At 71.9% G+C, this 14,078-nt stretch carries 11 protein-coding genes and 1 pseudogene; 2 read left to right on the top strand and 10 right to left on the bottom strand.

Going from position 1 to position 14,078, the window contains the following annotated elements:
* Positions 1-224: 224 nt before the first annotated feature.
* From ABD340_RS40745 to ABD340_RS40735, 3 genes are all read right to left on the bottom strand, one after another.
* Entirely contained in the window at positions 225-614 is a 390-nt protein-coding gene (locus ABD340_RS40745) for a PPOX class F420-dependent oxidoreductase (protein WP_344596633.1), read from the bottom strand.
* A gap of 119 nt (positions 615-733) precedes the next feature.
* Positions 734-1,612: an alpha/beta fold hydrolase gene (locus ABD340_RS40740; RefSeq protein ID WP_344596631.1), complete on the bottom strand. Its 879-nt coding sequence runs from the start codon at positions 1,610-1,612 to the stop codon at positions 734-736.
* A gap of 3 nt (positions 1,613-1,615) precedes the next feature.
* Positions 1,616-4,282 (bottom strand): helix-turn-helix transcriptional regulator, encoded by a 2,667-nt coding sequence (locus tag ABD340_RS40735; protein WP_344596629.1) that lies wholly within the window; start codon positions 4,280-4,282, stop codon positions 1,616-1,618.
* 178 nt (positions 4,283-4,460) lie between these two features.
* On the opposite strand from ABD340_RS40735, the pseudogene ABD340_RS40730 reads away from it, so the two are divergent.
* Positions 4,461-4,619, top strand: a pseudogene (locus ABD340_RS40730) (alpha/beta hydrolase); the annotation flags it as partial.
* Positions 4,620-4,978: 359 nt separating this feature from the next.
* Here the strand turns inward: ABD340_RS40730 and ABD340_RS40725 are convergent.
* Positions 4,979-5,401, bottom strand: a complete 423-nt coding sequence (locus ABD340_RS40725) for a MerR family transcriptional regulator (RefSeq protein ID WP_344596628.1) — start codon at positions 5,399-5,401, stop codon at positions 4,979-4,981.
* Between the two features lie 89 nt (positions 5,402-5,490).
* Here ABD340_RS40725 and ABD340_RS40720 point away from each other — a divergent pair, with 89 nt between their 5' ends.
* A complete protein-coding gene (locus ABD340_RS40720; protein WP_344596627.1) occupies positions 5,491-6,552 on the top strand; it encodes an SDR family NAD(P)-dependent oxidoreductase in 1,062 nt (353 codons plus the stop codon).
* Between the two features lie 84 nt (positions 6,553-6,636).
* Here the strand turns inward: ABD340_RS40720 and ABD340_RS40715 are convergent, their stop codons facing one another.
* The 6 genes from ABD340_RS40715 to ABD340_RS40690 form a co-directional block, all read right to left on the bottom strand.
* Positions 6,637-7,812 (bottom strand): amidohydrolase, encoded by a 1,176-nt coding sequence (locus ABD340_RS40715; protein ID WP_344596802.1) that lies wholly within the window; start codon positions 7,810-7,812, stop codon positions 6,637-6,639.
* A 241-nt stretch (positions 7,813-8,053) separates the two neighbouring features.
* Entirely contained in the window at positions 8,054-9,331 is a 1,278-nt protein-coding gene (locus ABD340_RS40710) for a thymidine phosphorylase (protein ID WP_344596626.1), read from the bottom strand.
* Complete coding sequence (locus ABD340_RS40705; RefSeq protein ID WP_344596624.1) at positions 9,332-9,733, bottom strand: cytidine deaminase; 402 nt, start codon at positions 9,731-9,733, stop codon at positions 9,332-9,334.
* Positions 9,733-11,091, bottom strand: coding sequence for an ABC transporter permease (locus ABD340_RS40700; protein WP_344596622.1), 1,359 nt, complete (start codon positions 11,089-11,091; stop codon positions 9,733-9,735). Before ABD340_RS40700 ends, ABD340_RS40705 begins: the two co-directional genes overlap by 1 nt.
* Positions 11,088-12,458, bottom strand: a complete 1,371-nt coding sequence (locus ABD340_RS40695) for an ABC transporter permease (protein ID WP_344596621.1) — start codon at positions 12,456-12,458, stop codon at positions 11,088-11,090. Before ABD340_RS40695 ends, ABD340_RS40700 begins: the two co-directional genes overlap by 4 nt.
* Positions 12,455-13,975, bottom strand: a complete 1,521-nt coding sequence (locus ABD340_RS40690; RefSeq protein WP_344596800.1) for an ABC transporter ATP-binding protein — start codon at positions 13,973-13,975, stop codon at positions 12,455-12,457. Before ABD340_RS40690 ends, ABD340_RS40695 begins: the two co-directional genes overlap by 4 nt.
* Positions 13,976-14,078: the final 103 nt, after the last annotated feature.

The following is a 14,078-nucleotide window of genomic DNA, read 5'->3' as shown; positions in this document are numbered from 1 at the left end:
TCGGCGATCATGTCCGCCGATTATGACTTCCGGGACGCTCCGTACGGTTCCCGGTCAGCTCCAGGTACAGGGCCGCGGCGCGGTCAAGGTCGAGGCGCCCTTCCCAGACCTCGGACCGGTCGCGCGGTCCATGGACGCTCTCCATGCCAACGGTCTTCGCTGCCGGGCAGCCCAACTGACGGCGCCCCGGGCTTCGACGGTGCACGCCGTACCGCCGTCGTAGCTCAGACCGTACGGCTCGCTCGCGACCCGTCCAGCCCCCACGAGACGATCTTGGTGGGGGTGATCCTGATGATCTCCCGGGACATGCCGGGCACGGGCGGCTCGTGGTCGGTCAGCGCCGCCGCCTTCCCCCGGATCTCGATGCCCCGGGGCGCCCAGGGGTCGATCGTCGCCAGGTCGTCCACGACGAACGCGACCGTGCTGCCCTGCTGGACGTTCCGGAACTTCTTCGTCCCGCCCAGCGCGCCCCCGCCGATGACGATCGTGCCGGCGCCGGCATCGAGGAAGAAATTGGTCGGGTTGTTCTGCACCTGCCCGTCGGGCGAGACGGTGGCCAGCCGCCCGATGTGCTGCGTGGCCAGGTAGTCGAGTTCGGCTTGGGTGAAGACCATATTCGCTCCTGTGGTGGCGGTTGCGGCACGCCTGCCCCACCGTACTCAGTGTTGAGCCACCTCGGACGCTTCATCCGGGGCCGGCCCAGTGCTCGATGCCCTTGCTCCGCAGGCGCGCGTCACTCGGCTGTGTGCGCGAGGATGGCGGCGGTCAGCTCCTCGTGCGCCTCGGGCGGCAGCGTGTGCCCCAGGCCCGCCACGATCATCAGCCGCGCCCCCGGGATCCGCTCGGCGATGATCGCGCCGTGGCCCGGCTTGGCCGGCTCGTGACCGCCCTCGATGACCAGCGTGGGCGCCTTCACCCGGTGCAGCACCCCCACCGGCTCGAACTCGGGCTTGGCCATCGCGGCCAGCCGGTGGTTGGCCGCCGCCGACAAATCGCGGGCCCGGTCGTAGATCCGCTCCTGCAGCCGGCGCGCCGCGTCCTCGTCGAACGGCAGCCCGGTGCCGTGCAGCAGGCGCTGCTCATCGATCATGGCCTCGATCCGTGCGCGCCGGTCCGCCGCCGGCGGGGCGGCCATCAGCGCCTGGTAGAAGGCCACGAACTCCGGCGTCGGCTCCGGCAGGCCGCCCTCGGGCTGCGGCTGCCCCAGCAAGGCCCGCATGATCACCTGGCCCTCGCCGCCGCCGAGCGGCGAGGAGCCGATGACGGTCAGCGACCGCACCCGCTCCGGCCGCTCCACGGCGACGAACTGGCCGAGCAGCCCGCCCGCCGAGTGGCCGACCAGGTGCGCGCTCTCCAGACCGTGGGCGTCCATCACGCGGTAGACGTCGTTCTTGATGTCGTCCCACGTGTACGGCTCCGCCGCGAAGTCGACGGTGTCCGACATCCCCGTGTCACGGTGGTCGTACCGGATCACCCGCCGGCCTCCGGCGGTCAGGCGACCGACGAACTCGTCCGGCCACAGGACGCCCTGCGACATCGAACCCATGATCAGCAGGATGGGCGTGTCGGTCTCGGCGCCGAACTCTTCACTCCAGATGTTCACGTTTCGCATGCCTCAAAGCTTGTCGTCTCCCCCTGCGGGCGCCTTCTGTAGAACTACTAGCCGCGCCAGTTCCGTACGGGAGCCGATGCCCAGCTTCGGATAGATCTTGTACAGGTGGTACTCGACCGTGCGCGGGCTCAGGAAGAGCCGGGCAGCGATCTCCTTGCTCGACAACCCGTCGGCGACCAGGGTCGCGATGCGCAGCTCCTGCGGGGTCAGCGCGTCGAGCACGGCCGCGGGCGGGGCCTGCCCGCTCTCGCCGGCCGCCCGCAGCTCGTCCTGCGCGCGCCGCGCCCACGGCCGCGCGCCCGCCTGCTCGAACGTCTCCCACGCCATCCGCAGATGCGCCCGCGCCTCCCCCGGCCGCTGCGCGCGACGCAGGCGCTCACCCAGCAGCAGAGCGGTCCTGGCCGCCTCGAACGGGTTGGTGTGCAGCCGCAGCGCCTCGCCGAAGGCGTCCTCGGACGAGTCGGCCAGGCCCCGGCAGCGGGCCAGCAGCGCACGCGACTCGGCCGTCGCGGCGTGCGCCGACCACCGCTCATACGCGGCCAGCGTCGCCCGCGCGGCCGCCTCGTCGCCCGCGCCCACCGCGGCCTCGACGCGGTCCGGCGCCGTCCGCCACACCACGGTCGGATGCCCGGCGCCCGGTCCCGCCGCGGCGATGGCCGTGAAGCGGTCGTGCGCCGCCGTGTAGCGGCCCAGGCACAGGTCGAGCAGCGCCAGCGCGTACGCGGCCACCCCTGCCCGCAAACCCACCCGATGGGGGACGGCGATGGCCAGTGCCTCGCGGGCGTGCCGCTCGCAGGACTCCTCCTCGCCCCGCAGCGCCGCCAGCGCCGCCAGGTTGGCCAGGTGCGCGGCCACCGTGTTCTCGTATCCGGCCTCGCGGGCCAGCTCCAGGCCTTCCGCGGAGACGGCATGGCTGCTTGCCAGCCGCCCGGCGATGCGCTCGGCGGTCGCCACGAATTCCAGCACCACGGGCAACTGCCCGGCCATTCCCGAAACCCTGGCCACCCGCCCGGCCCGGCCGGTCATCTCGTTGGCCAGGTCTGACTCGCCCAGGTAGCTGGCCGCGGCCGCCGCCCACAGGTACCCGGCCGCGTCCTTCAGCTCGCCGGTCCGCGCCAGCGCCCGCCGCAGCAGGCGCGGCCCGGCAGCGTCGCCGTCCAGCGTCAGGCCGATCCCTGCGACGGTGTCCCGCAAGTACCCCTCGGGGTGCGCCGCGGCCCTCCGGCCGAGCTCGACAATGGCCGTCGTGTCGCCGACGTATGAGGCCGCCTCAACGGCGTCGGCCAGCATCTCCAGGCTGTCGCCCGCCGCCAGGATCCGTACGGCCTCGGCGGCGTTGCCCGAGTTCAGCTCGAACCGGCCCCGGAGCTGGGCGATCTCCATGGCGAGGACGGCGTCCCCATCGGCCTGCTCGCGCGCCTCGGCCAGCAGTGACTCCGCCTGTCCCGGGCGGCCGCCGAGCCAGGCCGCGACGGCGGCGTCCTTCAGTCGGACGGCACGGGCACGCGGCTCCGGGGTCAGCTCGGCGGCCTGGGCCAGAGCCGCGGCGGCGGCGCCGAACCCGCCGCGGTCGCGCGCCCGCTCCGCGGCGGCCACCAGCTCGGCGGCGACCCGCTCGTCCTGCCCCAGGACGGCTCCGGCCAGGTGCCAGGCTCGGCGGTCGCCCTCGGTCAGCTCCGCCAAGACGGCATGCACCCGGCGGACATCGGCGGGGGCGGCCGCCTCGTGCACCGCCGACCGGATGAGCGGATGACGGAAGCGCACGCTCGTGCCCGACACCTCGGCCAGCCCGGTCTCCTCCAGCTCAGCCAACGCCACCCGCGCTTGCTCGGCGGACAACCGGTCGGAGGCGCGCAGGAGCTGGTCGAGGTCAGCCTCCACAGCGGCGACAAGGGCGACCAGCCGAGCAGGGTCGGACAAGGCGGCCACCCGATCGCCGAAGAGCCGGGCACCACCGGGCAGCGGGTCGGGCAGCGGTTCGCGCCCGGCGAGCTGCGCGGGCGTCAGGCGAGCGGCGATCTCGCCCAGGGCGAGCGGGTTCGCGCGGGTCAGCGTGACGAGCTCCCGTGCCACATGAGCGGGCAGCACACCGTGGCGGGACTCCAACAGCTCGGCCGCCGCGGACTCGGGCAGGCCGCGCACGTCCACTGTCAGCGGCACGCCCTTGACCGGAACGTCCCCGCGCACGGCGAACAACATCGCGATCCGTACCGTCTTCAGCCGCCTGGCGGCGAACAGCAGCGCGTCGGCCGAGGCCCGGTCGACCCACTGGAAGTCGTCGACCACGCAGATCAGCCCGTCCGGCGCGGCGGCCTCGGCCAGCAGCGAGAGCACGCCGGCGCCCAGCAGGAACCGATCCCCGGCACTGGACGCGGCAAGCCCCAGGGCCGCGCTCACAGCGTCGCGCTGCGGTTCGGGCAGGGCGACGAGCGAGCCTGTCACCGGCCACAGCACCTGGTGCAGCGCCGCGAACGCGAGGTCGGACTCGGGCTCGATGCCGGTGGTCCGCAACACGCGCATCGCGCCGCCTCGCGCGGCCGCCGCGTCGAGCAGGGCGGTCTTGCCCGCGCCCGCCTCGCCCCGCAGCACCACCGCGCCGCCGGAACCGTCGCGCGCCCGCGCGATCACCTCGTCGAGTGCGCTGATCTCCGCAGCTCTGCCGTAAAGCACGAACACCCACTGTAGGAGGCCTCCACGCTGCTCTCACAGTTCGGGAGAGGCTCCAGGGATTCGGGCATCGCGGCCTCCCACCTGTGTTCAGGTGGGACGACGGTCTCGCTGTGCGGACGAGGGGGTCACCTCTGATCCGTCTCCGGAAAGGTCAGAGTCCCCGGCCATCGGCCGGCGCTCGGCCGAGACGTTCCGGGACGAGGACGTGACCTACGCCAGCCGGATCTGGCAGGCCGGCGGGGTCGCCGAACTGCACGTGTGGCCGGGCGGTTTCCACGGCTTCGGGGGCATGGCCCCGGACGCCGCCATCTCGCGGCAGGCGGTCGCGGCACAGCTGAACGGCTGCGCCGCCTGCTCGCCCCCTAGAGGAACGGCGACGGCGGTGAGGGAGGTGCCTTCGACGATGGCCGCCGCCCTTGCCGCCACCGCTGGGATCCACTCGGTGTTGGGCAGGACGGGCGAGTCCATCCGCAAGAACCATGATCATTCCCGCGGGCGATCGCAGGCCGGAATCGTCGCCGGCCAGCGTCCACCCGGAGGCGGCCGGTGATCAACGGATAGCCTCCGACGGTAGGGCCGGAACGACGACGCCCGCCACTGAATAACACCCCCATGAGCGATCAGCCCGCCCTCCGTCTCCACCTCACCCCAGGTGGCCTGGTGTGCGCAGACCTGCCCTGATCGCGCGCAACAACGTCACGTCGACGAGCGGTCGTCCACTGCCCTGCGGCGCCCCCCGCCCCGGTTCCCGGGCACTTCGAGGCGGTCCGGCACGGCGGTGAGCATGCTGTCGAGCGCCTCTTGGGCGGTCTTCAGCTGGGCGATCGTGTCGGCGATACGGGAGCGTTCCCGTTCCAGGTGATCCACCATTCCGGGACACGGTGATGGGACCAGATGCCCGCGGTCGTCGTGTACGCAATGCAGCACCTGCGCGATGACGGATGTGGGCAGACCTGCGGCGAGCAGGGAGCGGATGTGGGACACCGCGACAACGTCCGACTCGGTGTACTCGCGATAGCCGTTGGCCAGCCGGGTCGGCCGGAGCAACCGCTGCTCCTCGTAGTAGCGCAGCAGGCGCTGGCTCACTCCGGTCCTACCGGCCAGGACACCGATCCGCATGCGACCATCCTCATCCGCTATTGACCTTCACATTGATGTGAAACCTTAGTTTTCTCCCGTCGGACGCGGCCAGAGCAGAGGAGCGCGCAATGTCGGGAGCGGTAATCATCGGGGCTGGACCGGGCATCGGGCGGTCGGTCGCACTACGGTTCGCTCGCGAGGGCCTGCCGGTCGCCCTCGTGGCCCGCACCAACGCGGTGGTCCGGGACATCGCCGAGTCGGTCGGTTCCCTCGGCGTACCGGTCGTTCCGCTGACGGCCGACAGCACCGACGAGACAGCACTGAGGGCCAGTCTCGACGCGGCGGCCGACCGGCTCGGCCCGCCGGACGTCGTGGTCTACAACGCCGCCATCATCCAGGCCGACTCGCCAGGCGAGCTGTCCGTCCGTGCTCACCTGAACGCATGGGCGGTCAATGTGGTCGGCGCCCTCACCGCCGCCGCGCACGTCATGCCAGCCATGGCGCGGCATGGTAGCGGTACGTTCATCGTCACCGGCGGAATGCCGGAGCCGAAGCGGCAGTACGTGTCGCTGTCGCTCGGCAAGGCGGGCGTACGGACCCTGGTGGCACTGCTCGATCAGCAGTACGGGCCGTCGGGTGTCCACGTGGCCACGGTGACGGTCGCCGGCCCGGTCGCCCCGGGGACGGATTTCGACCCGGACGACATCGCCGAACACTACTGGCGGCTGCACCTCCAGCCACGGTCGCTACGGGAACGGGAGATCGTGCACACCGGTCGAGCCACCGACGGTGCCCCGGTGACCGACGGCCGGGCAAGCGCGGTGATCGCCTCGCTGTTCAGTAGCTGGCAAGCCGCGTTCAACGACCATCGCGCCGGCGACCTCAGCTCGCTGTTCACCGATGACGCACTCTTCCAGGGCCGCAACCCGCAACTGGTCGCCGGCACCGCGCAGATCCGCAGGTACTACGAGAACGTCCCCGAGGGCACCACGGCCAAGGTCGAGGTGCTCGAAGGCAAACTGCTGTCGGAGAACATCGTGACCGGGTTCGCAGACGTCACCTGCACCGCGCCCACTGGTGAGACGACGCCGCTGCGGATCTCCGTCACCGCCGAACAGATCGGCGGCACCTGGCTCATCCGCCAGTACCACGCCGCCGCTCCGGTCGCCCAACCGCTACGAGGCAGGTGACTTGAGGCCCTCGGTGAAGCGTAGGAAACGCCGCGCACCTCCCGGGTATCCCGGGGGATGCGCGGCGCCCTTCCTATCTGACCGTCACTGGCCGAGCGCCGTCAGAGCCACGGCCCGCAGCAGCTGGACGCCTACGGGGATGCAGCCCTCGTCGACGTCGAAATCGCCGCGATGCAGGTCGCACTTCTTCCTCGAACCCGGAGTGCGCACGCCCAGCCGAACGTAGGCGCCCGGGATCGACTCCAGGTAGAGACCGAAGTCCTCCCCGCCCATGCTCTGCATGGTAGGGACGGCCGCGGCCTTACCCAGCGCCCGTTCAGTGGCCTCACGGAAGATCTGGATGCTGGCTTCATCGTTGACCGTGGGCGGCACGCCGCGCACATAGGTCAGGTCCGCCTCGGCCTTGTAGGCCTTGGCGACCAGGGGCACCAGGTCCCGGAGGATCTGCTCAGCCTGGCTTCGTGTCTCGTTGCTCTGGCAGCGCAGTGTTCCCTCCAGCTCTCCCTCGCCGGGGATGACGTTGGCCGCCGATCCGGCCGAGAGCCGTCCCCAGACCAGCACGTGGCTGGAGCGAGGATCGATTCGCCGCGACAATGCCGCGGGCAGATCGGTCGCCAACGTGGCCACCGTCTGCACCAGATCGACGCTCTGGTGCGGCCGCGCAGTGTGCCCGCCCGGTCCGGTGACCTTCACCTGGACCTTGTCGGATGACGCCGTGATCGGACCGGTGACCAGGCCCACCTGGCGGACCTCGATCGACGGGTCGCAGTGCAGCGCGAAGACGCGCTCCACACCCTCGATGCCGCCGGCTTCGATCACGTCCCTGGCGCCACCGGGGACCTCCTCGGCGGGCTGGAACAGCAGCCGTACTCGTCCCGTGAGTTCTGCGGCCTGCGGAGCCAGGGATAATCCCAAGCCCAGCAGGATGGTGGTGTGCACGTCATGTCCGCAGGCGTGCGCGACACCAGGGACGGTTGAGCGGTACACCACGTTCTTCTCGTCTGGCATGGGCAGGGCATCGATGTCGGCCCGAAGCGCCACCACCGGTCCTCGGTTGGGACCGATGTCGCAGATCAGCCCGGTGCCCCCGGGCAGGATCTTCGGCTCTAGACCGGCCGCGGCCAGCCGGGCGCGGATGCGCTCGGTGGTGCGAAATTCCTGGTACCCGGTTTCGGGGTGGGCATGGAGGTCCCGACGGAAGTCGATCAGTGCCTCGCCCCCTCGGTGCAGGAAGTCCGGTTCACGGCCAGCCTCGCCCATGCCGCTGATGGTGGACATGAGTCTCCTCCTCTGTTTGCGTTCCGTGGCGTCCTGTCTGATCACCACGACAAGGAGGACCGTCCAGAGACCGCCTCGACACGCATCCGCGTGAGCGCGCGTGGCGGCCGCCGGTCGCACCGCCGACGGCAAGCCGATCACGGTCTGGCCGGTGGCCTAACGGATGGCGTTCCACTCCTGGACGAGCGTGGGCCCGTCCTCGCAGCGGCGCGCTCGGCCTCGGTCAGGCCGAGACGCGGTCGAGGATGAGGGGGTCCAGGTCGGGGACGCCCTCATCGACGATCTCGATTGCGCCTTCGAGGGCCTCCAAGGCACGGGGGAAGCGGGAGACGTCGTCGGCGTACAGGGAGAGCAGCGGCGCGCCCTCGGCGACCTTGTCGCCCGGATTGGCGTGGCAGATGATCCCGGCGCCGAACGACACCGGGTCCTCCTTGCGGGCCCGGCCCGCGCCCAGCCGCCAGGCGGCCACGCCGACGCCGAAGGCGTCCAGGCGGGTGACGACGCCCGCGGACGGGGCGGTGAGCTCGTACGACTCGCGCGCGACCGGCAGCGGGGCGTGCGGGTCGCCGCCTTGGGCGCTGATCATGCGGCGCCACACGTCCATGGCCGAGCCGTCCTGGAGCACGTCGGCCGGGTCCTTGCCGTCCAGGCCGGCGGCGGCGAGCATCTCGCGGGCCAGGGCGATCGTGAGGTCGACGACGTCGGGCGGGCCGCCGCCGGAGAGGACCTCGATGGACTCGGCGACCTCGACCGCGTTGCCGACCGCGTTGCCCAGCGGGCGGTCCATCGCGGTGAGGAGGGCGACCGTGCGGACGCCGTGGTCGGTGCCGATGCCGACCATGGTCTCGGCCAGCTCGCGGGCGTCCCGGGGCGTCTTCATGAACGCGCCCGAGCCGACCTTGACGTCCAGGACGAGCGCCCCCGTGCCCTCGGCGATCTTCTTGGACATGATCGAGGACGCGATCAGCGGGATCGACTCGACCGTGCCGGTGACGTCGCGCAGGGCGTACAGCTTGCGGTCGGCGGGGGCCAGGCCGCTGCCGGCCGCGCACACCACTGCGCCGGTGGTCTTCAGGACGTCCAGCATCTCCGTGGTGCTCAGCGACGCCCGCCAGCCCGGGATCGACTCCAGCTTGTCGAGGGTGCCGCCGGTGTGGCCGAGGCCGCGGCCCGACAGCTGCGGAACGGCCGCGCCGCACGCCGCGACGACCGGCGCCAGCGGCAGGGTGATCTTGTCGCCGACGCCGCCGGTGGAGTGCTTGTCGGTGGTGGGACGGTCCAGCGCCGACCAGTCCATCCGGTCACCGGAGCCGATCATCGCCTGGGTCCAGCGGGAGACTTCTGGGCGGCTCATCCCGTTCAGCAGGATCGCCATCGCCAGGGCCGACATCTGCTCCTCGGCGATCTCCCCGCGGGTGTACGCGGCGACCGCCCAGTCGATCTGCCCGGGCGTCAGCTCGCCGCCGTCCCGCTTGGCGCGGATGACATCGATGGCGTCCACTCAGCGGCTCCTCAGGTCGTCCGGGCCGAAGGCGTCCGGCAGCACCTCCGACATGGGGCGGATGCCGCTGACGGTCTCCAGCAGCATGTCCGGGCCGCCGTGCTCGTACAGCAGCTGGCGGCAGCGGCCGCACGGCATCAGCGCCGTGCCGTTGCGGTCCACGACGGCGACCGCGAGCAGGCGCGGACGTCCTGGGGCGCCCTCCCCGTACAGGGCGCTGATCAGGCTGCACTCGGCGCACAGGCCGACGCCGTACGAGGCGTTCTCGATGTTGCAGCCGGTGACGATCCGCCCGTCGCCGGTGAGCCCGGCCGCGCCCACCTGGAAGTCGGAGTACGGCGCGTACGCACGGCCCATGGCCGCGCGGGCCGCCGCTCGCAGGGCCTCCCAGTCGATCTCCATCAGCGTGCTTCTCCTCGCCGGTACCGCTGGCCGTTGCTCGCGGGCATCCGCAGGCGCTGGCTGGCCAGCGCCAGGACCAGCAGGGTGGTCAGGTGCGGGGTGAACGACACCAGCTCGCCCGGGACCGTGTCGCTGAGCAGGAACCAGACCAGCAGACCGGCCGCGGCGGCCGCGGCCAGCGCCGCGCCCAGGAAGGCGTTGCGGACGTGCCGCCGGTCCAGGTCGGTGGTGACCTGCGGGCGCAGCCGGGTGCCGCGGGAGAGCTGCCAGCCCGCCACCGCGACCAGGATCACGGTCACGAACAGCAGCAGCGCGTGCACCGCCTCGCCGCCGCCGCGCACGTTCATCGCGTCGGTGTAGCCGAACAGCAGGGAGCCGGCGGCCATCCCGCCGGGCCGCCAGTTACCGAAGATCATCGCGGCCAGGCCGATGAAGCCGCGGCCGCCGGTCTGGCCGTCCTGGTAGACCGGGGACGCCACGGTGACCAGGAACGCGCCGCCCAGCCCGGACAGCGCCCCGGAGATCATCACGGCCGCGTACTTCATCCGGTACACGTTCACGCCGAGCGACTCGGCCGCGTACGGGTCCTCGCCGCACGAGCGCACCCGCAGGCCGAACGCCGTCCGCCACAGCACGAAGAAGCTGAGCGGGATCAGCAGCAGCGCCAGCAGGGTCAGCAGCGACATGCCGGTGGTGAGGCCGCGCAGGATCCCGGCCACGTCCGACACCAGGAACCAGTGGTGCCGTTCCAGCGGGCCCAGCACGTCGGGGCTCTTCCACCCGAAGATCTCGCCGCCGGACAGGACGGGCGCGGTGAGCGTCCCGATCGGTTCCACCGGCGGCGACTGCCGGGGGCCGCCGCCCAGCGCCTTCGCCTCGCCGGTGTTGAAGATCAGCCCGGCCAGGAACTGGGTCAGGCCCAGTCCCAGGATGTTGATCGCGACACCGGAGACGATGTGGTCGACGCCGAACGAGATGGTCGCGACCCCGTGCAGCAGCCCGCCCAGCGCGCCGCCGATGATCCCTGCCAGCACGCCGGCCCACGGACCCCACTGGAAGCCGGCCCAGGCCCCGGTCCAGGTGCCGAGGATCATCATGCCTTCGAGGCCGATGTTGATGATCCCCGAGCGTTCCGACCAGAGCCCGCCGAGCCCGGCCAGGAAGATCGGCACCGCCAGCCGCAGCGACGCGCTGACCGTGCCGCCGGAGGTGACGTCGTCCGCGCCGGTGAGCACCCGGACCAGCGACAGCAGCACCAGCAGCGCCGCCGCCAGCAGCAGGTAGTGCGGCCAGCGCAGCCGCCGTTTCCGGCCGAGTGCCTTGACCTTGGTCTCGGCCGCGGTGGTCACACTGCTCATGAGGCGGCCCCCTTGGCGGCGAGGTCGTGTCCGGTGGCGAGCTCGTCGGCCACGGTCCGCTGCTGCAGCCGGATCTCCCAGCGCCGGACCAGCTCGTAGACGATGACGACGGTCAGCACGACCACGCCCTGCATCACCCCGACGATCTCCTTGGGCACGTCGACCTCCTGGAGCACGTCGGAGGTCTGGTCGAGGAAGGCGAACAGCAGCGCCGCCAGCGCGATCCCGGCCGGATGGTTGCGGCCCAGCAGCGCCACCGTGATCCCGGTGAAGCCCAGCCCGGCCGGGAAGTTCAGCGAGTACTCGTAGGACGCGCCCAGCAGCTCGGGCATCCCGATCAGGCCCGCGACCGCGCCGGACGCCACCATGGTGATGACGATCATGCGGCGCGCGCTGACCCCGCTGGCCTGCGCCGCGGTCGGCGACAGCCCGGAGACCCGCAGGTCGAAGCCGAACCGGGTGTGGTTGACGACCACCCAGAACACCACCCCGACCACGACCGCCATCGGCAGCAGCCCGTACACCTGGCCGGGCAGGTCGGAGAGCACCGGCGCGACCACCAGGGCGGTGACCACCATGAACAGCACCGCGCCCACCGCGCCCCGGACCAGTCCCGCGCCCTGGCCGTCCCCGGATCGGCGGTGCGCGGAGTAGAAGATCAGAGCGGCGCCGGCGATCAGCAGCACGATCAGCCCGGGCCCGGAGAACAGCGCGGTCAGCACGTCGTTGAACGGGCCCACCCGGCCCGATTCCGGGACCGGCGCGGTCGCGACGTTGTTGCTGCCCGGACGGACCTCGGCCAGCCGCTGGTCGTTCAGCAGGTAGGCGATCAGGCCGGTCGCGATCGCGTTCAGCATGATCGTGGACAGCACCTCGCTGACCCCGCGGGTGACCTTGAGCACGCCCGCGATCGCGGCCCACAGCCCGCCGATCAGCATCGCCGCCACGATCACCAGGAACTGGCCGATCGGGGCGGGCAGCGTCAGCGCGCCGCCCAGCGCCGCCGACAGCATCGCCGCCAGCCGGTACTGGCCGTCCACGCCGATGTTCAGCAGCGCCATCCGGAACCCGATCGCCACCGCGACCGCGGACAGGTAGTAGCGGGTGGCACGGTTGAGGATGTCGACGATCGAGTTGTCGGTGGTCCCGTAGTCGATCATGCTGGTGATCGAGCTGAACGGGTCCGCGCCGGTCACCCGGAGCAGCCCCATCGTGATCAGCAGCGAGATCAGCAGCGCCAGCACCGGCGCCCCGATCCGCAGCCCCAGCCCGCTCGGCCCCAGCCCTTGCAGGACGGCCTTCCAGGCGGGTACCGCGGCCGGTTCCGGGGTGTCGACCTTCTCGGGGACGTCCTCGCGCTCGCTCACGTGTCCGCCCCGTCCACCGCGCCGGTCATCGCCGAGCCCAGTTGCTCGGGGGTGACCGTGCCCGGATCGACCTCGGCGACCAGGCGGCCGCGCAGGATCACGTGCAGGGTGTCCGACATACCGATGAGTTCCTCGAGATCGGCGCTGATCAGCAGGACGGCCAGCCCGGCGGCGCGGGCCTGGCGCAGGTACTCCCAGATGGCGGCCTGCGCGCCGACATCGATGCCGCGGGTCGGATGCGCCGCGATCAGCAGGTGCGGATCGCCGGACATCTCACGTCCCACGATCAGCTTCTGCTGGTTGCCGCCCGACAGCGCGGCGGCGGGCACGTCGATGCCCGGGGTGCGGACGTCGTACTCGCGCACGATCCGGGTCGTGTCGCGGCGCGCGCCCCGCCGGTCCACCCACGGGCCCCGGACGTTGGGACGCCGCGTCTGGTGCCCCAGCATCCGGTTCTCCCAGAGCGCCCCCTCCAGGATCAGCCCGTGCCGGTGCCGGTCCTCGGGGATGTAGGCGATCCCGGCCTCGCGGCGGCGGCGCGTCGGCCAGTGCGTGATGTCGTCGCCGCCGTAGGTGATCGTCCCGGCGTCCGCGGAACGGATCCCCATGATCGTCTCGATCAGCTCGCTCTGCCCGTTGCCCTCCACCCCGGCCAGCCCGACGATCTCGCCGCGCCGGATGCGCAGCGACACCTCGTCCACCACGGGACGGCCCTCGGAGGTGAGCACGGTCAGGCCGCTCACCTGGAGCTGGACGTCCTCGGTGACGGTGGACTCGCGCAGCTCCGGCGTCGGCAGCTCCGACCCGACCATCAGCTCGGCCAGCCGCCGCGAGGTCACCTCGCGCGGGTCGAGCCGGGTCGCGACCGTGGTGCCGCGGCGCAGCACCGAGATGCTGTCGGCCACCGACAGGACCTCGTCCAGCTTGTGCGAGATGAACAGCACGGTGAGGCCCTGGGCGCGCAGCTCCTGCAGGTTGCCGAACAGCTCGTCGACCTCCTGCGGCACCAGCACCGCGGTGGGCTCGTCCAGGATCAGCACCCGGGCGCCCCGGTAGAGCACCTTGAGGATCTCCACCCGCTGCCGGTCGCCCACGCCCAGCGACTCCACCAGCACGTCGGGGTCGACGCGCAGGCCGTACCGCTCCGACATCTCCTTGATCCGCGTCCGGGCGCGGGCGAAGTCGATCCGCCCGCCGCGGCGGGGTTCGGCGCCCAGGATCACGTTCTCCAGGACGGTCAGGTTGTCGGCCAGCTTGAAGTGCTGGTGGACCATCCCGACGCCGCAGGCGATCGCGTCGGCGGGAGTGCGGAACACCACCCGCTTCCCGTCGATCTCGATGGTGCCCTCGTCCGGCCGCTGCATCCCGTACAGGATCTTCATCAGCGTGGACTTGCCGGCGCCGTTCTCCCCGCACAGCGCGTGCACCTCGCCGCGCTCGATGGTGAGATCGACGTCGCGGTTGGCCACCACGCCCGGAAAGCGCTTGGTGATCGATGTCAGCCGTACGGCCGGCATCTCCTCAGGCACGAGTGCCCCTCCTGACTGGCTGTCGGCGTCCGCCGCCGGATCGTAGTGCCGGAGCGCCGGCGAATGCACGCGTCCCCGGCGCCCTCCGGGG

The sequence above is a fragment of the Actinomadura vinacea genome (assembly GCF_039532545.1).
GTDB classification, from domain to species: Bacteria; Actinomycetota; Actinomycetes; order Streptosporangiales; family Streptosporangiaceae; genus Spirillospora; species Spirillospora vinacea.
This window is presented reverse-complemented; position numbering and strand designations above follow the sequence as displayed.